At 44.4% G+C, this 20,892-nt stretch carries 17 protein-coding genes; 12 read left to right on the forward strand and 5 right to left on the reverse strand.

What is annotated here, in order from left to right; genetic code table 11:
• From NSQ29_RS28900 to NSQ29_RS28910, 3 genes are read left to right on the forward strand one after another with little or no spacing between them, the layout of a single operon-like run.
• Positions 1–879, forward strand: coding sequence for a carbohydrate ABC transporter permease (locus tag NSQ29_RS28900; RefSeq protein WP_341126622.1), 879 nt, complete (start codon positions 1–3; stop codon positions 877–879).
• Complete coding sequence (locus NSQ29_RS28905; protein WP_076284877.1) at positions 879–1,727, forward strand: carbohydrate ABC transporter permease; 849 nt, start codon at positions 879–881, stop codon at positions 1,725–1,727. Before NSQ29_RS28900 ends, NSQ29_RS28905 begins: the two co-directional genes overlap by 1 nt.
• Positions 1,728–1,749: 22 nt before the next feature.
• On the forward strand, positions 1,750–4,026 hold the full coding sequence (locus NSQ29_RS28910; protein ID WP_341126623.1) for a glycoside hydrolase family 65 protein: 2,277 nt from the start codon (positions 1,750–1,752) through the stop codon (positions 4,024–4,026).
• Positions 4,027–4,112: 86 nt separating this feature from the next.
• Here the strand turns inward: NSQ29_RS28910 and NSQ29_RS28915 are convergent, their stop codons facing one another.
• The 3 genes from NSQ29_RS28915 to NSQ29_RS28925 form a co-directional block, all read right to left on the reverse strand.
• A complete protein-coding gene (locus NSQ29_RS28915) occupies positions 4,113–4,589 on the reverse strand; it encodes a DsrE/DsrF/DrsH-like family protein (RefSeq protein WP_042131456.1) in 477 nt (158 codons plus the stop codon).
• Positions 4,590–4,830: 241 nt separating this feature from the next.
• The gene (locus tag NSQ29_RS28920; protein WP_076297950.1) at positions 4,831–5,148 is read right to left on the reverse strand and encodes a hypothetical protein; all 318 of its coding nucleotides are present in this window, start codon (positions 5,146–5,148) and stop codon (positions 4,831–4,833) included.
• Positions 5,149–5,202: 54 nt separating this feature from the next.
• Positions 5,203–5,826: an acetate uptake transporter gene (locus NSQ29_RS28925; RefSeq protein WP_042192624.1), complete on the reverse strand. Its 624-nt coding sequence runs from the start codon at positions 5,824–5,826 to the stop codon at positions 5,203–5,205.
• Positions 5,827–6,161: 335 nt separating this feature from the next.
• Between NSQ29_RS28925 and NSQ29_RS28930 the strand changes: the two genes are divergently transcribed.
• The 4 genes from NSQ29_RS28930 to NSQ29_RS28945 all read left to right on the forward strand — a co-directional run bounded on the left by NSQ29_RS28930 (position 6,162) and on the right by NSQ29_RS28945 (position 10,138).
• The gene (locus NSQ29_RS28930) at positions 6,162–7,079 is read left to right on the forward strand and encodes a prenyltransferase (RefSeq protein WP_340973306.1); all 918 of its coding nucleotides are present in this window, start codon (positions 6,162–6,164) and stop codon (positions 7,077–7,079) included.
• A gap of 133 nt (positions 7,080–7,212) precedes the next feature.
• Positions 7,213–7,986 carry a DUF6081 family protein gene (locus NSQ29_RS28935; RefSeq protein ID WP_341126624.1) on the forward strand — a complete coding sequence of 258 codons (774 nt, stop codon included), beginning with the start codon at positions 7,213–7,215 and terminating at the stop codon, positions 7,984–7,986.
• A 41-nt stretch (positions 7,987–8,027) separates the two neighbouring features.
• On the forward strand, positions 8,028–8,981 hold the full coding sequence (gene menA, locus NSQ29_RS28940) for a 1,4-dihydroxy-2-naphthoate polyprenyltransferase (protein WP_076287081.1): 954 nt from the start codon (positions 8,028–8,030) through the stop codon (positions 8,979–8,981).
• A 161-nt stretch (positions 8,982–9,142) separates the two neighbouring features.
• Positions 9,143–10,138, forward strand: a complete 996-nt coding sequence (locus tag NSQ29_RS28945; RefSeq protein ID WP_042192615.1) for a Gfo/Idh/MocA family protein — start codon at positions 9,143–9,145, stop codon at positions 10,136–10,138.
• Between the two features lie 91 nt (positions 10,139–10,229).
• Here NSQ29_RS28945 and NSQ29_RS28950 read toward each other — a convergent pair whose 3' ends face one another.
• Positions 10,230–11,588 carry a dicarboxylate/amino acid:cation symporter gene (locus tag NSQ29_RS28950; RefSeq protein WP_042194660.1) on the reverse strand — a complete coding sequence of 453 codons (1,359 nt, stop codon included), beginning with the start codon at positions 11,586–11,588 and terminating at the stop codon, positions 10,230–10,232.
• Between the two features lie 412 nt (positions 11,589–12,000).
• On the opposite strand from NSQ29_RS28950, the gene NSQ29_RS28955 reads away from it, so the two are divergent.
• Both NSQ29_RS28955 and NSQ29_RS28960 read left to right on the forward strand, forming a co-directional pair.
• Positions 12,001–12,783: a hypothetical protein gene (locus NSQ29_RS28955; protein ID WP_341126625.1), complete on the forward strand. Its 783-nt coding sequence runs from the start codon at positions 12,001–12,003 to the stop codon at positions 12,781–12,783.
• Positions 12,784–12,856: 73 nt separating this feature from the next.
• Entirely contained in the window at positions 12,857–16,585 is a 3,729-nt protein-coding gene (locus NSQ29_RS28960) for an S-layer homology domain-containing protein (RefSeq protein WP_341126626.1), read from the forward strand.
• 60 nt (positions 16,586–16,645) lie between these two features.
• Here NSQ29_RS28960 and NSQ29_RS28965 read toward each other — a convergent pair whose 3' ends face one another.
• Positions 16,646–17,659, reverse strand: coding sequence for a zinc-dependent alcohol dehydrogenase family protein (locus tag NSQ29_RS28965; protein WP_341126627.1), 1,014 nt, complete (start codon positions 17,657–17,659; stop codon positions 16,646–16,648).
• A gap of 114 nt (positions 17,660–17,773) precedes the next feature.
• Here NSQ29_RS28965 and NSQ29_RS28970 point away from each other — a divergent pair, with 114 nt between their 5' ends.
• From NSQ29_RS28970 to NSQ29_RS28980, 3 genes are all read left to right on the forward strand, one after another.
• Positions 17,774–18,166, forward strand: a complete 393-nt coding sequence (locus tag NSQ29_RS28970) for a winged helix-turn-helix transcriptional regulator (RefSeq protein WP_340973296.1) — start codon at positions 17,774–17,776, stop codon at positions 18,164–18,166.
• 201 nt (positions 18,167–18,367) lie between these two features.
• Positions 18,368–19,168 (forward strand): ABC transporter ATP-binding protein, encoded by an 801-nt coding sequence (locus NSQ29_RS28975; protein WP_339243859.1) that lies wholly within the window; start codon positions 18,368–18,370, stop codon positions 19,166–19,168.
• Entirely contained in the window at positions 19,161–20,819 is a 1,659-nt protein-coding gene (locus NSQ29_RS28980; RefSeq protein ID WP_340973294.1) for a hypothetical protein, read from the forward strand. The genes NSQ29_RS28975 and NSQ29_RS28980 overlap by 8 nt, the downstream gene beginning before the upstream one ends.
• The last annotated feature ends 73 nt before the right edge of the window (positions 20,820–20,892 follow it).

Here is a 20,892-nt window from a genome sequence, read left to right on the forward strand (position 1 = left end):
TTGAAGAAAAGTGTAAAGAGAAATTTAATAGCCGCAGCTTTTATTGTTCCATCATTATTCATCTTTATAAATGTAGTCATCATTCCATTCGTTATGGGGATTGTGTACTCTTTTACAGATTGGGATGGGTTTAAATTTGCAGGTTCTAACTTTGTAGGCTTCGGTAATTATGTACGGGTGTTTCAAGATTCAGATTTTCTTACATCCTTCGGCCTGACATTTAAATATGCCGTATGCATGATTATTCTCGTTAACGTTATCGGACTTTCACTCGCGATGCTGGTGACTTCCAAAATTAAGTCGCGTAATCTTTTACGCTCAATATACTTCCTGCCCAACTTGATCGGTGGTCTGATCCTAGGTTTCATCTGGAAGTTCGTATTCACGAAATTCTTCGTACAGGTTGGAGAAGTAATGGGGAATAGCTCGATCTTCTTCAATTGGTTGGATGATCCGACGGCTTCCTTCTGGGCGCTGGTCTTCGTAGGAACATGGCAAATGGCCGGCTACGTCATGATCATCTACATCGCAGCTATTCAAGGTGTTTCGGATGAGGTGCTGGAGGCAGCTGATATGGATGGCGCAGGAGGATGGATGCGATTCCGCAAAATTATGTTCCCACTCATTATGCCAGCCTTCACGATCAGCTTGTTCTTGACGCTGTCGAACGCATTCAAACAATATGATACCAATATCTCACTAACGAACGGTGGTCCTTACGGTACAACCGAGCTTGTTGCAATGAATATCTTTAAAACCGCGTTTAGTATGAATCAATATGCGCTCGCGCAATCCAAGGCGATTATTTTCTTCCTCGTCATCTTAGTTGTGACGGTTACGCAGGTCGTTATCTCGAAGAAAAGGGAGGTTGAACAATAATGAAACGTCGCAATAAATCAACTTCAATATTGCTTGAAGTTATAGCTTGGGTTAGTGGACTTCTTATGCTGTTGCCTATGTATATTATGTTTGTGAATTCGTTCAAAGGACGTGCCGAGATATTCACCGATACGTTCGGCCTGCCGAAATCCTTTTCCTTCGAGTACTATGCTGCGGCAATGGACAAAATGAACTTTTTGTCAGCATTTAAAAACTCGCTCTTAGTGAGTGTCATTAGTATTGGGCTTATTATTATCTTCTCAGCGATGACATCTTGGATGCTTGTTCGCATGAAGAATAAATTGTCCAATGGCATTCTCCTCTTATTCGTAGGTACGATGCTCATCCCGTTTCAATCAGTGATGATTCCGCTAATGCAATATTTAAACAAATGGGATATCCCATCACTTAATTTCTCTATGATTAATACACATTATGGCTTAATTTTCATGTATATCGGATTTGGGCTAAGTATGTCGGTCTTCCTTTATCATGGTTTTATTAAAGGGGTACCGATTGCTCTTGAAGAAGCGGCGATGATAGAGGGCTGTAATACGTGGCAGACATTCTGGAAGGTTGTATTCCCAATGCTTACGCCAATTACGATGACTGTAGGAATCTTGAATCTATTGTGGATTTGGAATGACTATTTACTTCCATCCTTGACCTTAACAAGCCCAGCGCTTCGTACCATTCCATTGTCAACCTTCTTCTTCTTCGGAGAATTTACAATTCAGTGGAACCTTGCAATGGCAGGACTTGTCGTATCGATTATTCCGGTTATTATCTTTTATCTGTTCGCACAGAAATACATTATTAAAGGCGTTATGGCAGGTGCTGTGAAATAAAATTGGATGAGGGGGCCTTCATATGAAGTCGGGCTGGATTATTGAGAATCATAGGGATATGCAAGACCTCGGCGTTAGTGAGAGTATTTTTAATGTGGCTAATGGTTATGTAGGTGTTCGAGGTAATTTTGAAGAAGGTTATGAAGGTGACGAGCCAACGGTTCGTGGAACATATATAAATGCATTTTATGATATTACACCGATGCTATATGGGGAGAGCGCGTATGGCTTTCCCGATACACAACAGAAACTTGTGAATGTGATGGATGTACAGGATGTGACCATTCATATCGGGGAGGAGAAGTTCAGTCTTTTCACAGGAACGGTCGTATCTGGGCGGCGTTATCTCGATATGCGCGAAGGTAAGTACGTACGGCTCGTGCACTGGATTTCACCACAAGGTAAAGAGGTCGAAATTTCATTCACACGCATGGCGTCATTGACAACACTCGAATTGTTCACGATAGATATTGAGGTAGCTCGTATCAATTGTCAGGATGAAGTGACGATTACCTCTGGCGTGAATGGCGATGTGAGTAACTATACGAATGCGAAGGACCCTCGTGTTGCATCGGGTCATGCCAAGCTATTGGATATGAAGAATATCGAGGTGTTCGACGAGACCTCCTTACAAATCGTGCTTGAGACAAATACATCGAAGCTACAAGTGGCGGCAACAACAGTTCATCAGACAACGCCTGCGGTGAACGGTGAACTGATCAAGGGTGAGAAAAGTGTAATGGTGCGGTATGCGTTCCCAGCCGGTAAGGATATTGTTCAATTCACAAAATTCAACGTATTTACAGATACACGTCGACACGAAGATCCAGCTGCTCGCGGACGTGAGTTGATGGCTTTGGTATTAACGCAAGGGATTCAAGCGGCTTACATGGCACAAGAAGTATATTTACAACATTTTTGGGAAATTGCAAATATCGAGATCCAAGGTGATGAGGTACTTGAGCAAGGTCTTCGATATAACGTATATCAGTTGCTGCAATCTGTGGGCAAAGATAAATACAGTAACATCGCAGCCAAAGGCTTAAGCGGTGAGGGCTACGAGGGACATTATTTCTGGGATACCGAAATCTATATCCTGCCGTTCTTCATCCTCTGTCAGCCAGAGCTGGCGAAGCAGTTGCTTCGTTACCGTTATACGATTCTAGGTGAAGCGAAGAAGCGTGCGCTAGAGCTAGGCCACAAGAAGGGGGCCGCTTACGCATGGCGTACCATTACAGGGGAAGAGTGCTCGGGGTACTTCCCAGCTGGTACGGCACAGTATCATATTAATGGTGATATTGCTTATACGTATATTCAATATTATCTCGCGACAGGCGATAAAGAGTTCATTGCGGAATTCGGTGCGGAAGTCGTATTTGAAACTGCAAGAACTTGGATGGAGCTAGGTCATTATCATGAAGGTCTATTCAAGATTGATGATGTAACAGGTCCGGATGAGTATACGGCCATCGTAAACAATAACTATTACACGAATGTACTTGCAAAATATAATCTAGAGTGGGCTGCATCGTGGTATAAACAGCTGGCAGAAACTCATCCTGCGGCATGGGAAGCTTTGTGTAGTCGCATTGGCTTAACAGCAGATGAGATTGCAGCATTTGAAGAAGCAGCTGCGAAGATGTATCTGCCTTTCGATGAGAATTTGAACATTCATGCACAAGATGATTCTTTCTTAGCGAAGAAGGTGTGGGATTTCGAGAACACACCGGAAGAAAAACACCCACTGTTGCTTCACTATCACCCGCTACATATCTATCGTCATCAGGTGTTGAAGCAGGCCGATACGGTGCTGGCGCATTTCTTGCTCGAGGATGGCATTTCAACCGATGTCTTGCGGAACTCCTACGATTATTACGAGAAGCTGACAACTCATGATTCGTCCTTATCCTGCGCGATCTATAGCATCATGGCTTCGAAGTTAGGTTACTCGGACAAGGCGTACGATTATTTCATTGAAACGGCACGAATGGATTTGGATAACACTCATGGCAACACGAAAGACGGATTGCATATGGCGAACATGGGTGGTACATGGATGTCGATCGTCTATGGCTTCTCGGGTATAAGGATCAAGGATGATCATTTGGCATTGAACCCGACATTGCCGAAGCAATGGAAGGGATACACTTTCACGATGCGTTACCGTCAAGCGACGATTACCGTGGAAGTGAACCATTTGAAGACGCAATTAATCGTGGATGCACAAGAGCTGATTCATATCAAAGTAATGGAGAAGCACTTCAAGATTCCAATGGGCAAGACAATCATCACGGTATAATTTATATCCTTACAATCGAAATCCGAAGCGGCATGGGAAATTCCCCATGTCGCTTTATGTTTTCTTATATTAATTAATTTCAACCGCTAAATGAACAGCTGAACATCACTCTCCAAAGCATCTTTTAAATACGCCGCAGCATCGATAATCTCGACCTCTGGCAGCAGTTCTTCTGTTTTAAAGCCCATGATTTCGACGGAGAGCTTACAGGCATAGAACTTGATGTTTTTTTTACGAGCTCCTTTAAGAAAATGAATCAGCTTCGGCGCGCCTTGCTCCTCCATCATCTCCTCTAGCATCATCCGGCCCAGCCCGCTGAAATTCAAATGGGAGAGTGGCAGCTGCCCAGGGCCTTTTGGCGTAATGACATCCATCAGCTTCTCATAAATACTTTTATCCTCTAGCGTCATCTTCTCCGGATCACGCACCAGAAACAAACCCCAGAAAGAGAAAAACATCGTAACCTCTACATCAATATCTCTCGCGGCATTCGCTAAGATCAATCCCGCCATGGCTTTGTCGTATTCTCCGCTGAACATCAGAAGATTTATTTTTTTACTCACCTGGATAGTCCTCCCGTTCCTTATATTGAATTATAAGAAAGTATAAGTTTCACGGTATACGTTATCCTTATAATTCTCGCATAAACGTTTAGCCTCCTTAATAGGACGCCGTAGGCATTTTAGCTTGGAATGTCATTAGTATGGTTATGGAGGGGAGAAGTATGCGAAGGGACCTTCCGAATTCACAAAAAAAGCCCCCTTACGGGAGCTTCATCACCTTTATTTTGTTACCTAGCTTCTACTAATGTACTTCAGAATCTTTGGATTCTGGATCTAAGGTGCTGCGGATGTCATGGTAACGGGCGGAAAGCCAAATGCTTCCGGTAAATAATACGATGAGTCCAAGAACGATAGAAAATCGCCAGTCGCCTGCTTTGAAGTTCAGCTGAAGTACCGTTAGTACAAGCGAAACCTGGGTCCAGACCAGTGTTCTTTTGCGAAAAGCCGCAATATCTCCAGACATCTTTGGGATATTCCGAATGATCAAATAGGCAATAACTGCGAGAATAAGCGCAAATATAGCGGTTACGGCTAATTCAGAAGAGGATAGGACATGCATGGTCTCAGGCATCCTTTCGGCTTGCAAAAGTTAGGATTCAAAAAAGGTGAATTACTATTTCTTGAAAATACCTAGCGGAGCTCCGATCGGTAAGAAAGTGCGTCCGAAATGAGCGTTTAGCACAGAAGCGCCACATCCGTATAAGGATACGATACCAATTCCAAGTTCGGCACAAGCAGCAAGCTTATGGAAGAATTCTGGAGCGATACCAAAGGAATCGAAGGTTAGTCCAATAAAAAGGAAATCTATCAATACAAAAATGATAAGCAAAACTCTATTAGCCTCAACCGCGCCAATGGTCATAAAGATTGTAAAGATCAAGTAACCCAGAAATACAAATCCGAGCTGCTTAGGATCTACAGCCTCTGCAAGCGTTGGGCCGAATACGCCGAGCTTGATCAGCCAGCTGCTAGCCATGCCGAACCAAAAGAAAGCGTAGGCGCCAAAGGCAGTCATACCAAAGGTGTTGTTGTGCTTAGCATCTTGAATTGCGGCGAATAGTTGAGCAAATGCTCCCAGGAAGATAGCCCAAGGAATGACGTAGCTAAGTCCTGTTGTAAACTCAAGCTTCTGTGAAGAAGCAACCAATGTGACAATAGCCAGTCCGAATAGCCCGATGGCGCTAGGGTCTGCGGTGACGATTTTGACAGATTGGGTGTTAGGGGATTGCGCTGACATGACAGTAAAAGCCTCCATTATTATATATAGTTTTACGCTCTTAAAAACAGCACTCAACGAGCGCTGTTCATAGGCTTGCCTATCATATCATATCGGTATGTGCTTGCCTATAAAACAGCGCTCATTTTTTGTTGTAAAAGGGTGGCCTTATGTCCAATAAGAGGTTATTTACATTTTTAGCTTCAACGAAGAAACCTTTTAGCCAAACAAACCGGGGTATTATGTCAAGATTAGACATTATATGCAGTGATAATCTTCACAATCTGTTGAAAATTGATGTATAATAGTCAGTGATAATTATTATCAAGTCATAATGAAAAGGCGGTAAGCTTGAAGTGAGCAAATGGACATTATTTACGAAGGCGACCCGGTTTTGGAGTTTTTCAGTTATGCTTATCCCGATTGTTTTAGGTACAGTTGGGGCATATGTATGGGAAAGGTCATTCCATCCGGTCTTATTTATTCTAACCTTAATAGGAGCGATTTCGGCGCATCTGTTTTCCAATATGGTGAATGATCTGTGGGATTATCGCAACGGAACAGATACAGAGGCGAAGAATTCCGCTGGTGAAATCAGCACAAACTCCGGGCTACTGACAGGTGGAATCCTCTCGGAGTCTTTTTATGCAAAGATGACCTGGAGTATGTTGGCGATTGCCCTCATCTGTGGTGGAGTCCTAAGTATATATAGCGGTTGGAATATCCTCTGGTTTGTACTTGTAGGTGCTTTAATCGCTTATTTCTATGTAGCCCCACCCCTGCGGTATGGCTATCGCGGTAAGGGATATAGTGAGATGGCTATCTTTATAGCTTTTGGGATCATGCCTGTGTTAGGTTCCTTTTTCGTACAAACCGGTCATTTTAGCATGAAGCCTGTCATCCTTTCATTGCCGGTTGGATTCTTGACTACATTGCTATTGTTTAATCATCATTTCTTACATTGGAAGGCGGACGAGCAGGCTGGAAAACTTACGCTTGTTGTAGTATGGGGTGAACAGAAGGCGCTTGTCTTCTCGCGTGTGCTTCTCTTCACCGGTTATGCTTCTGTGGTGATCTGTGTGCTAATGGGCGTACTTCCAGTTTATGCACTATTGGCATTGGTTACAGCCTTCTGGCCGATTCGTATTTATCGTGGACTGAAGCCACATAATGCTTCACCAGCCTATATCCCGCTCATGGGTGCTTCACAAAAAGCCTCCGTTCGTTGCGGAGTAGTGATGGCAGCAACCTTACTAATTCAAGGATTATTCTGAAGATATAAGAATATATAGGTTTCACGCTATACATTATCCTTATATTTCTCGCATAAACGCTTACCGTCCATTAGGGACGGTGAAGGCGTTTTTGCTTGTACTAGTAATTACCATACAGAAGGAGTGAGCTTTCATGGAAAAGAAGGACAAGGAACTGTTGAAGGAAGAACAAAATGTTAAAGGCAATCAAATGGTGCTTGGAGATTTCCACTCCATTTTAGAAGAAGGAAAGGTCTGGAAGACAGGTGGATTTACACTGCCTGATGGGTCCTTTTGGGCTTATCGTGAACCGGAAGCAGTAGTTATTGTTCGTAATGATACGCTGTATGTGCGTGCGAAATTGTCCCGCGAGAACCATCAAGTACAAATTCTAGACAATGCTAAGCATATGTATTACTCCGCGGAGCCAGTGGTAATTCCTGAGGCCGGAGAGATTAGCTTTGAGCTGCAAATTCGTAGCCGTACACAAGGAACAGCACCTGGAGATTTGTACGATGGTTATGTATCGCTGAACTTGCTTGATTTTACGACAGGTGCGGCGCTAGACTTTTTTGCGGGAAATGATAAATATGCTAGTGTATATGGTATTTTGCCGTTCCCGGGGGTACAAGTACCAGAGAGCAAAGGAACGAAATATTTCTGCATCTTTAAAGAAGATACGGATTTCAAACCACGTGAATTTAATACCTACCGCATAACGTACCACCGTGGCAACGATGAGGCTGTATTCTATTTGAATGGCAAAGAAGTGCGTCGTGAGAAAAATATTCCGATCAAGTTCAACAACTTTACAGTCGCGCTTGGAATTATGACAGAGAAGGATCTGAGTCCTGAAGGCAGTGTGTCTGTGCATGGACAAACAGTTATTGCAGAATGGTCCCCAGTGAAGATTACAACGACTGAATAGTAATACCTTGCAGGCTCAATTGATAAATAAGGGTGTATAGTGTGAATATTAAAAGCTTTCTAAGATTTGTGGAGCTGCCGACAAAAGTAGCAAGTATGATCCCCTTTCTGATGGGAACGCTGTATGCCCTGTATCGGTTTGAGGATTTTTATGTGTTGCGTTTTGGTCTGATGTTCGTTTCCCTGCTTAGCTTTGATATGGCAACGACGGCGATTAACAACTATTACGATTTCAAAAAAGCTTCCAAAACTCACGGCTATGGCTATGAGACGCATAATGCGATTGTGCATTTTAAGCTAAAAGAGAGCACCGTCGTGGCGACGATTGTTATTTTGCTAGCTCTGGCTGCAGGGGGTGGGATTGCGCTTGTTACGCAGACGGGTTTACTGGTCTTTTTGCTGGGTGGGCTGTCGTTCTTGATAGGGATCCTTTATTCGTTCGGGCCGATCCCGATTTCGCGGATGCCGTTAGGTGAGTTGTTCTCGGGTTTGTTTATGGGCTTTGTCATTATTTTTATTTCTGCCTATATTCATACGGACGAGCATGTGGTATCGCTGTTGCTTCAGAACGGTTGGGTCAGCTTGAATATCAATATTGTGGAAGTGCTGTACCTGTTCTGGTTCTCTGTTCCTGCCATTCTAGGGATTGCAGGGATTATGCTCGCAAATAATATTTGTGATATTGATGAAGATGTGGAGAACCGCAGGTACACACTTCCGGTCTACATTGGCCGACGTAATGCGCTTGTGCTGTTTAAATATCTATACTATGTCTCTTATCTGGATCTTGTAGTGCTGCTGATCTTGGGGATAAACCCTATTCTTGTCTTGGCGATTCTACTTACACTGATCCCATTGCACCGAAATATCGATTTGTTCAAACAGAAGCAGGAGAAGGCGAGTACCTTTATTCTTGCCGTCAAAAATTTCGTGTTGATGAATGCGGCCCGTATTGCTGTGCTTGGTGCGGCTGTGCTGTTAAACATGATAATGTAATTTTTCCACTGGATTAAAAAGCAGTATCTATCGGAGTCGAATCTCCTATGGGTGCTGCTTTTTTGCGCTCTGACTGTACTTTTCTATTAGTGATGAGTTTCATTCTATGATAAGGTGTCTTAAAGTATAGTAACTAATCCAAGGGAAGAGGTGTAGCCATTATGGTACAAAAACTTCGGTGGGGAATCATAGGCTGTGCGCAGATTGCGACTGGCTCAGTGATGCCAGCTATCATGAATTCAGATTCGGGAGTGATTACAGCGGTAGCGAGTCGTGGCTTGGAAAAAAGCAGCGCTGTAGCCGCAGAGTTCGGAATAGAGAAAGCATATGGCAGTTACGAAGAGTTACTTGCGGATAAAGAAATCGATGCGGTGTATGTTCCGCTCCCTAATCATCTTCATCGAGAATGGGTGATCCGTGCGGCAGAAGCAGGTAAGCATGTGTTGTGTGAGAAACCGATCGCACTGAACAGTGCAGAGGCTGCAGAGATGGTGAAAGCATGCAACGATGCAGGCGTTCACTTAGCAGAAGCGTACATGTATCGGCATCATCCACGGATTGCTGAACTCCAGGACATTATCGCTAGCGGTGAAATCGGAGAATTACGCTCGATTCGAGGTACATTTACTTACAATGATGCTACAGACACTTCAAATATTCGTTTTAAATCGGCTTGGGGTGGCGGCTCGCTTTATGATGTTGGCTGCTATCCGTTAAGTGCGGCACGACTGTTGTTTGGGACGGAGCCGGAAGCTGTGACCGTGCATGCGAAGTTCTCCCCTGAGCATGATAATGTAGATATGATGGCTTCAGGGCTGGTGGAGTTTCCAAATGGTTTAAGCTTGATCTTTGATTGCGGAATGTGGGCATATAACCGCCAGCTCTTAGAGATTCTTGGGACCGAGGGACGAATTGAGGTGCCTATGCCTTTCAACGCTAGAGACGAGGATGCGGAATTCTTTGTGTACACTGGTGATGAGGTGAGACGGGTCGATGCCACAGGGGCTAATCCATACATACGGCAGGTGGATGATTTTGCAGCCGCTGTGTTCACAGGTAAGAGACTCATTGCACCGGAGGATCCGGTGCTAAGTATGCGTCTGGTTGAAACCTGCCTTGCTTCAGCTAAACAACGGCAAAGAATTAGCATGGTGTAACAGCGAATCTAATATGAATCTACGTTAAAAAAACCTCCGGCTTGCTGCTATAAGCAGCTGCCGGAGGTTTTTTTGTTTGCATGTTCGGATTTTAAACTGTGCTCAAGAGAATATCATCTTCGTCATCATTGCTATTAAAGGCTTCGCGGTCAAATTCACCTTCTGAATTCGCGACCAACAACGCGGTTACAGCTGTTCCTGTTGCATTTACAGCGGTACGACCCATATCGATAAGCGCTTCTACACCTGCAACGATAGCGATTCCTTCAAGCGGCAGGCCAAGAGCGGTTAAGACCACCGTAGTGGAGATTACGGCTGGTCCAGGTACGCCAGCTACACCAATTGAAGAGATGATACTTACTAAGACCAGTGTAATATAGTCAGTCCAGTTCAGATCAATACCGAATACTTGGGCGGTGAACACAGCCACAATCGCCGGCCAAATGCCGCCGCACGCATTAAAGTTGACCGATGCTCCTAACGGCGCAATAAAGCTCGCGATCCGCGGGGAGACATGAAGGCGCTTCGTAATCACTTCAAGATTGACAGGAAGTGTTGCGTAGCTGCTTCTAGTCGTGAAGGCAACGGTAATGGTTGGATAGATTTTGCGGAAGAAACGAATTGGATTCACCTTCGCTACTAATAGAACCAACCCGCCAAAGATAAGAACAAAATGAATAATCATTGCGACATATGAGGTAATGATTACGCTGCCCAGTTCCTGCAACGTTTCCCAGCCATAACGTGCGGTAATTCCTGCTATCAGTGCGAAGACACCGTAAGGCGTCAAGCGAATAATGAATTTCACGACCTGATGCAGTATCAGTGTCAGGGATTCAATAAGATCACGTACAGGTTTCACGGCTTCCGGTTTCTTGGAGCCAATTTTGATTATAGCTACTGCTAGGAAGATAGCGAAAATGAGCAGAGGCACAACCTTACCCGTAGCTGCTTCATTCACAGGGTTAGATGGCACAAGATCCAGAATAACCTGTGAGAAGGTCGGGATTTCCCGGGCGGCGAAATCTGCAGGTACATCCTGTTGTATCCCTTGACCAGGATTGAACAGCAGCGCAACCGATAGGCCGATAATAGAAGCGATACCCGTCGTTCCGAGGAACCAGGCGAAGGTTTTGATCCCTATTTTGCGCAGATACTCCAGATTAGTTAAGGAAGAAATACTGTTTAATACGAGTATGAATACTAAAGGAATGACGAGCATGCGAATCAAGCTGACATAAATGCTGCCGAATGTGCTAATGGCTTTGGTCTCTAAATCGAAGTATTGAAAGAATATTCCGGCAATAAGTCCGATGCCAAGTCCGATGAGTACCCGAGTACCAAATCCAATGCGTTTACGTGCCAGTAGAAACAAAATTGCGAAAACAAATATGGAAGCTACAAAGCCATACCAGTTCGTTTCGATGGCGGATAACAAGTTGTTATCTATGTTCACTACTAATACCCCCTTAAACCTAGTTTTTTAATGTGATTAATCCTATTGAGATCAATCTATATAGAATTTATAGTAAAGTCAATGTAATAATATGTTAAAAATAATCAATCCCGATAAAAACCATGTGAAAAATAAAAATTGATTGACAAGGCGCATCGTCATGAATAATATGGAACTTAATCACAAGCCAATTGGAATCGACTGGACAGCCGGAGATTCAACGAAAGACGCGTGTTTTGCGTCTCGTTGAGTCTCTTTTTTTTATTTTAGAGAAAGGAGAATTTAGGGGTTAAAGGTACAACGATGAAGTTAAGAAGCATGGATCTACTGGACAGCCAGAGATTCAACAGGTACGTAATACGTGCCGTGTTGGGTCTTATTTTATTTGAAAAGGATGGTACACATTATGAAAAAACTTACGATATCTTTGGTTGCTGCAACTGTTGTCTTTTCCGCACTGACGTATGCCGCAGTATCCGCTAATAAAAAGACAGCAGAGGCAGCATCCATTGAAGCAAGCAGTAATACAGCAGTATCGGTTTCAGCAGCAGCGGCACCTGTAGCTACTTCTGCAGCCGAAGTCGTTGTTCAGGCAGAAGCCACTCCGGCTCCTGTTACAGTAACGGTTCAGCCGGAATCTTCAGCCCCAGCAGTGGAGACTGTCTCCGCAAAAGCGACTGCTGCCCCAGACGCAACCGTTGATTCTGCGGAGAAGACTGTTGCCTCAACAGCTCCAGCGGTGGGTGAAACTCAGCCTAAGGTGACCGCAGCCCCAGCCGCGGAGACCGCTAAGGTAGCTACAACTACAACCACGGTAGCTGCGACTGTCAAAACGCAAACTCAAACAGCTACACCGGTTCCAACGGCTGCGCCTACGGCAGCTCCCAAAGCAATCGTAACTGCCAAAGCAGCTCAACCGACATCTGCTCCTGTCGTATCTGCTCAGCCTAAGGCCACTGCGGCTCCTGTAGTAACAGCAACGGAAGCACCTTCGAAATCGAAATCCATTACTTTCTCCACAACTGAGGTGGTTAAAGCGACAGCCGCTCCGGTCGTTGAGTCTGCCCAACCGAAAACATCGTCTTCTGCACCTGCATCATCCACGGTCAGCGCACCAGCTGCTGCTCCAGCGGAAACGGTTCAGGCACCCGCACCGGCACCAGCCGCTGAGGAAGAGGTTTGTCCTTGATGAGCGGCAGGCTCATTCAGGATTCCTTTCAGCCCATACATCACATAAACCTATTTAAGGCGAGGTGCACATAATGATACGACCATTAACCTTTAAAAAAATTCTAACGCTGCTGTTGGCAGCCTCCCTGCTAATTCTGCCTACTCAGGCAGGAAGAGCTTATGCTAATCCGGATAACGCAGAGGCGCTAACTTCTTTTGGCTCAAGTAGTGGTGTAAGCCACTTTGATTATTTCAGTCATGTCTATGACCGTCTGAATGATCCTGACCATGTATTTAAAACGGCAACCTATGAGGATATCGTTCATCTTTTTGAGAGTGAAGGCACTTACGCTGTTCTGGTTGGCGGCGCTTGGAGCGAGAATACACAGGCCGACATCGGCTTTATCAATGAAGTAGCTAAAGAATATGGCATCTCTACGATTTATAACTTTGATACTAAGCTGGACGGTGACACGCTCCAGATTGCAGACAGCAATAATAAATTTGCTTACAAATACGTTGACCTGGTAAACAAATATTTAAAGAATTTGAATCTGTCCTCGAAGGATGTTCCAGAACGCAATGTTAGCTATACCAATAAAAACGGGGATGTCGTAACTGCTAATAAGATCGAATCTCCATTTCTCTTGGTATACAACAAGGATCACAAGGATGCACAAGGAAATATCGCTCCTGTTGTATCCTATCTGGATAAAAGCTACTCGTGGAATGAGTTCCTGACGAACGGAACACTTGATGCTGCGAAGGTTAATGCGTATAAAGCATCAGTAAGAGAGGTACTTAGTGCCGCTTCTGGATATAACACGATCGATGAATCTGCTTATATCAAGGCGGCGTTTAACAAGAACTACGAGGGCGAAAATGAGGGCAAACCTACGATCTTCAACGAATCGGACGGTACGCTCGTGTATGAACATGTGACCTATCATCAGCTGAAGCAAATTTTGGCGAGTGATGGCAACTATGCGATTTTGTTAGGTGGATCATGGTGCCCTAACACGCAAGCGGTTATCAAATATATTAATGAGTATGCCAAAAAGCATAACATCGATAAGGTCTACTTCTTCGATACGAAGCTCGACTCTGGGGTGACGGTTGCTGAACCAAGCAATAACAGCGGCACCAAGGGCAATGCCAATCCGCACAATAATAATGAGCTTCAGATTAGAACAACCAATCACCCATATGCGAATTTATATGTTGATCTGGTTCGTACTTATCTGACCAATATCAAGACCGAGAACAATACAGCAGCCAAGCCATCTGTGATTAGTTATGTGAATGAGCTTGGAGACACCGTGATTGGAGATAGACTTCAGGTTCCATATCTGTTCACGTACAACAAGGGTAACAAAGATACAGACGGCACTAATGCACCTATTCTAGGGCATATTGAGCTTATGTACAGCTGGACGAACATCCAACCGGATTACGTGCAGGCGAATTACCCAGTCGGAGCCAGATACACTAACACTACAACAGCTCTGGATAAGCTATTCTCTAAACTGGAAGCTGTGCCCGCTGGACTTACAGGTGTAGCACCAACCGCAGCAGACAGTAAAGATGGGCAAATCTTGGGCACAAGTTCGGCCTTGGAATATAAGCTGGCTGGAGATACGGCATATACGCCAGTATCAGGATCCGCAATTACAGGGCTTGCGCCTGGTGTTTATAAAGTAAGATATGCGGCTACATCAGGATATCAAGGACCAACGAACGCAGCGGGACCGACGATCATTCCTTATAATGCTGGAGAAGATGTAAGTGTGGAGGTGCCTGCTTATATCCATCAACAAGCAGCTCCAACAGGTCTATTAGGGGTAGCTCCTACTTCTGAAGCTAACGATGATGGGCAAATTACGGGCTCAGCTGAAGGGCAGGAGTATAAGGGTGTTGGAGAAGCTGATTATAAGCCTGTAACAGGCGTAGCCATCACAGGTCTTACTCCGGGCTTTTATAATGTGAGATTTGCGGCAAAAGAAGGATACAGCGTAGGTAAAGATGCTACTGTTGAAGTTCCGGCCTATGGCGAGCAAGCAGCTCCTGTAGGGCTAGTGGGGGTGGCACCGACTACTGCAGCCAATAATGATGGCAAAATCACAGGGACTACGAAAGCGTTGGAGTATAAGTTATCAACAGTTACCGATTATGTCTATGCAACAGATGTAGAGATCGTTGGACTGGTACCGGGAACGTATCAGGTAAGATACGCAGCCAAAGAAGGGTTTAATGCAGGCAGAGCAGCAGAAGTGATTGTTCCAGTTTTCACTGCAGAGCAAGAAGCGCCATCTGGTTTACAGGGGGTAGCACCTACCTCTACTGCGAACAATGATGGGAAAATTACAGGAACCACAACAGCCTTAGAATATAAGCTGTCCAGTGTGACTAATTATGTGTATGCACCAGATAAAGAGATTACAGGTCTAATACCAGGTACGTATCAAGTTCGATACGCAGCGAAAGAAGGTTATAAGGCGAGTCCAGTAACTAATATTATTGTCCCTGCTTATGTATCTATTTCAGACCCAGGAACAAGCGGGCCTGGCGGCAGCAATCCTGCGCCGAGCACGACCACACCAACACCAACAGCAAGCCCTCAACTGGTTGCTACAACAACAACCGGTAACACTGTGAATTTATCATCAACAGCAGCAACCAAAACGGATAAAACCACAGGAGTAACCACAGCAACAATCACGAAGGAAGCGGCTACCGAGCTTGTGAATCTTGCTAAAAAGGCAGAAGCGGATGGGAAGAAAGCCGTACTTGAAATTAAAGTAGCAGCTACTTCTGAAACCCAAACAGCCGAGCTTACGCTACCGAGAAGCATAATCAACGAGTTGGTCTCTGGTACAAAGGCCGAGATTACCATTCATTATGAGAATGTAGGTACGATTACGCTTGATGCCAAATCTTTGGCAAGTATTAGCGCAGCCTCGGATGCAGGGGACATTGTCATAACCATCGCTAAGGTTTCGTTAACGGCGGAAGGTAAGGCCGTTCTCGGGGATAGACCGGTTTATGATTTGTCGGTAAAAGCAGGTCAGAGTACCCTTTCCACCTTTGGTGGGGGCAGTGTCCATATCAGTGTGCCATATACACTGCAAGCAGGAGAACAGAAAGATGCGGTCATCGTATACCATATCAATACCAACGGAAGCTTGGAGAATGTACGCGGCAATTATAACGCTGCCAAGGGAACCGTAGATTTTGTTACCACACATTTCTCCCAATATATTATTGGATATAACAAGGTAAGCTTTGCGGATGTTTCAGAAACTTCGTGGTATAGCAGTGCAGTAGGTTATCTTGCGGCACGCAGTATCACATCCGGTACGGATGCAGAGCATTACAGTCCGAATGATGCAATAACTAGAGGGCAATTCATAGTCTTGCTCTTGAATGCTTATGGCATCACACCCGACGCTACCGCAACTGATAATTTTGCGGATGCGGGCAATACGTATTACACGAACTATCTCGCGACTGCTAAGCGCCTTGGGGTAGCCACAGGTTCGGGAGATAATCAATTCCAGCCAGAGGTTCAGATCACTAGACAGGAGCTATTTACACTCCTGTATCGCTCACTTGTAGCGCTAGGTGAACTGCCATCCGAGAAGAAGGCTGTAGCCCTTTCTGATTTTGGTGATGCAGGGGAAATTGCTGGCTATGCACAGGAAGCCCTTCAGGCATTGGTGGAAAGAGGTGTAGTGACCGGAGCGAATAGCAAGCTGAGTCCTAAAGAAGTTACTACAAGAGCGCAAGCGGCACAGGTCATTTATAATCTATTATCGAAATGATTGGCGGTAGCTGAATATAACAGTAGAACCCCCCTGCTTTTTTACAGGGGGGTTCTACTGTTAAAACTTAATGCAGATTTTTCCGAAGTGTGTACCCTTAGCCAAGTATAGCAATGCTTCAACAGATTGTTCAAATGGAAATACAGCGTCAATGATAGGGCGAAGTCCATTTTGTTCAACCGCACGGTTCATCGTCTCAAACATGTCACGGCTTCCGACATTGATGGCTTGAAGACGTGCTTTTCTCAGAATTGCAGGGATGATTTCAAAGCCCTCGACTTGGAAGCCCGACAGACCGCCTACCAGACTGATCCTTCCACCCACCCGCAGCGCCACGATTGACTTATTTAATGTGGATGATCCACCGAGATCAACAATATGGTCTGCCCCGCGTCCCCCTGTCAGCTCAAGAACAGCCTTATCCCATTCAGGGGTCTTTAAATAATTGATACCGAAATCCGCTCCCAATCCCTTTGCACGCTTAAGCTTCTCATCGCTGCTTGATGTGATGATCACTTGTGCACCGTGAAGCTTGGCAAATTGAAGCGCGAATAGTGAAACTCCACCCGTTCCTTGTATCACTACAGTCTCTCCAGCCTTCACCTTTCCTTCTTCAACAATAGCATGCCAGGCTGTAACACCTGCACAAGGAAGAGTTGCCGCTTCTTCATCAGTTAATAGATCTGGCACACGAACTAATCCCTCCTCGGGAAGCACAACATATTCTGCAAGCAACCCATCAAGCGGACTTCCAAGTGAGCTCACCCAATTTTCTTGTGTAGGTTCTCCCGAAATCCAGCTTTGAGTAAAAATACCGCTTACCCGATCACCAATCTTGAATCTGGACGTATGCTCACCTAAAGCAACAACTTCACCAACACCGTCCGATACCGGAATTAAAGGAGAGTTCAAAATTGGGTTATAAAAACCATCAATGACACCTAAATCTCTAGCGTTAAGGGAAACTGCCCGCATTTTTATACGAACTTCACCAGAACCAGGATTAGGAATTGGACGTTCGGCTACCTTCAGTTGATCGAGCCCAAATTGACTTTGAATTTCGTATACTTTCATGTGCAATCTCTCCTTCTTGAAGTGCATAGACATACAATAATCCATAAATTACACTTAAGTAAGGAGGCACTTTATAGTGTTCAGGGAACCAAAAAGTGCACGGGAGGACTTTATATGAACAATCCATTTTCGACGAATACCGTAGAGCCTGATATCTCGCTATCGATTTGTGGGTACAGTAAGGTCCTTGACATTATCTCTAATAAATGGACAGCTTTGGTCATCTATGCCATGGAAGATGGAATCATTCGTTACAGTGATATCAGAAGACGAATCGAAGGCATCTCTAAAAAAATGCTAACTCAAACTTTGCGGCAACTGGAACGAGATGGGTTGGTAAAGCGTGAGATTACACCTTCCGTTCCACCCATCGTAGAGTATTCTCTAACACCCCTAGGGGTATCTTTACTTGAGCCTATGAGAGCGTTAAATCGGTGGACGAGTCAAAATTATGTATGGGTTGAAAAGGCCAGAGCTTCATATGATGAAGTGGATCAAACAGAATAATTTGTGTGGGATAGATCTCTACACTCTAAGGGGGAACCAATGGTTCTCCCTTTTGTGTTGAAAAGGGCATTAGCATTCATAGATATAAGATTAGTGAGTTAAATTATGGAGTGGGATTCAGTTGAATGATACAATTATTGTAATTTTATGAAATAGTAATTTTTAACATCGTCAATTAGTCGCTAGAGAGGGGATTAGGATATGGGCCTTGCTGATGATCCAGTCATTGCGATTTCTGGTTTATGGATGAACTACACGGACCGAATGGTGCTAAAGGGCATTGACCTTAAGGTATACAGAGGACAAATTATTGGCTATATCGGCCCTAACGGGGCAGGAAAGAGTACAACTGTTAAGATTATGCTTGGTCTGGTAGAAGGCTATAACGGCAAAGTAGAGATTTTCGGTAGGGATATTGCTGATGGAGATGTTTCTTACAAAAAAAGAATAGGTTATGTGCCGGAAGTAGCCGAATTATATGATAGCCTCACCGCTAGGGAGTATCTAACTTTTGTAGGTGAGTTGTATGGCATGAAGCGTAGTGATGTGGATTACAAGGCTGGAAAATTAATGGCCTTGCTAGGTCTTGAGAAAGCTTATGATTCGCGGATCGCAACCTTCTCCAAAGGGATGAAACAAAAGGTACTGCTGATCTCCAGCATGCTTCATGATCCCGATATTCTGTTCCTAGATGAACCGTTGAGCGGTCTGGATGCCAATAGCGTAATGGTGGTAAAGGAGATTTTTGCATCTTTGGCGGCAAGGGGCAAGACCATTTTCTATTCTTCACACATCATGGATGTAGTTGAGAAGATCAGTAGCCGGATCGTTTTGATCGATGGTGGAGATATCGTGGCGGATGGGAGCTTTGCTGAGCTAAGAGAGAAAGGCCGCGAAGGGTCGCTTGAGGATATTTTTAATCAATTAACTGGATTTGATAAATACCGTGATATTGCTGGGGAATTTGTTGCGGTCATGCAAGAGGTATCTTCTCATGACTGATTTCTATGTGCTGAAGCTTCTGGATAAGCTGCGAGGTGGGTTTAGCCGAATCGGAGTTGATTATGATGTGATGCGGAGTATTCTGCAGGTCAAACTGACGATGGACGGAAGAAGAACACCGACAGTGCTCGCTGGAATGCAGAAGAAGGAGGAGAAGAAAGAGGGCTCGCCGCTGCGGGTGCAATGGATTTATTTACTTTTTGGCGTCATGTTAATTCCTCTTATGATGTTAACGGGGAACTATATGCTGCAGATGAGTCTAGTGTTTGGTGTAGTGATGTTTATGATTACGACCACACTGATCTCTGATTTCTCTTCCGTGATGCTTGATCTTCGGGACAAAAACATACTGGCTTCAAAGCCAGTGAACCGCCGTACCTTAAACATGGCGAAGAGCATCCACATTTTCATTTATTTATTTTCAGTGACGCTGACATTGACCGGACCTTCGCTGATTTTGTGCCTGTTCAAACAGGGAGTACTATTTTTTCTAATATATGCTGTTGAGATCATTCTGATGGACTGCTTTATCCTCGTCATTACGGCGCTGCTTTATTTACTGATCATGAAGTTTTTCGACGGGGAGAAGCTCAAAGATATTATTAATTATGTACAGATCATTTTGACTATAGGGATTACAGTAGGGTATCAGCTCGTTGTTAGACTGTTTGATATTGCTGAATTGAGCCTCTCTTTTAAGCCGGCATGGTGGCAGTATTTGATTTCTCCGATTTGGTTTGCGGCTCCATTTGAGATGTTGATTGGCGGGGCGAGAGATACACACTTCGTGGTGCTTTCAGTGCTAGCTTTAGTAATTCCGGTTCTGCTGATTGTGGCTTATATTAAGCTGATGCCTTTATTCGAAAAGAGCTTACAGAAGCTTTCAGAGCAAGGGAACGTTGGCAAAAGTAACGCCCGAATGGTGGACTGGTTGTCGAAAGTAACTTGTAAGAACCCGGTAGAGGGCATGTTTTTTCGTTTTAGCTGGTCAATGATGAAGAATGAGCGTGACTTCAAGTTAAAGGTATATCCGGCAATCGGTTATTCCATTGTCTTCCCGTTCATTTTTATATTTGGGATATTTTGGGATGGGAATGCATCGTCTATCAAGGATTCGAACACATACCTGATGATTTATTTCGGTGCGACGTTACTTCAGACGGTTGTTCTAATGCTAAGGTACTCTGCGGGTTATAAAGGCTCTTGGATTTATAAGCTGATTCCTCTGCCAAACACCGCACCCATCTATCGTGGAATGCTTAAGGCAGCGATAGTTCGCCTGCTATTACCTTTATTCGCTATAGAAGCGATAGTGTATCTTTGGTTGTTTGGGCTGCGGATTGTGCCAGACTTGGTAGTCGTGCTGTTTGCAATGCTGATCTATGCGGTCATTTGTTTCCGTTCTTATCCCCCGGTACTACCTTTCTCAGAACGTTATGAGGCAGCTAAACAGAAGGATTACACCGCAAACTCCTTTGGGTTGTTATTTTTGCTGATGGGGATGGCAGGCATTCATTATGTCTTCACTTTGTTTATGGGTGGAGTTTATATCTACCTGTTGGTTTTGGTAGTTTTGAATCTATGGATATGGCGAATTACCTTTCCCAAAAATGTATCATCAACAGGTCATGGTTCAAGTTTTCCGGGTTGAGTGATTGTGTCAAATATGGACATTTTTCGCGTAATAAAAAAGGGTATAAATTCCAGTATTTACTTAGACAATC

Source organism: Paenibacillus sp. FSL F4-0236 (genome assembly GCF_038000135.1).
In the GTDB taxonomy this organism is placed as follows: domain Bacteria; phylum Bacillota; class Bacilli; order Paenibacillales; family Paenibacillaceae; genus Paenibacillus_AQ.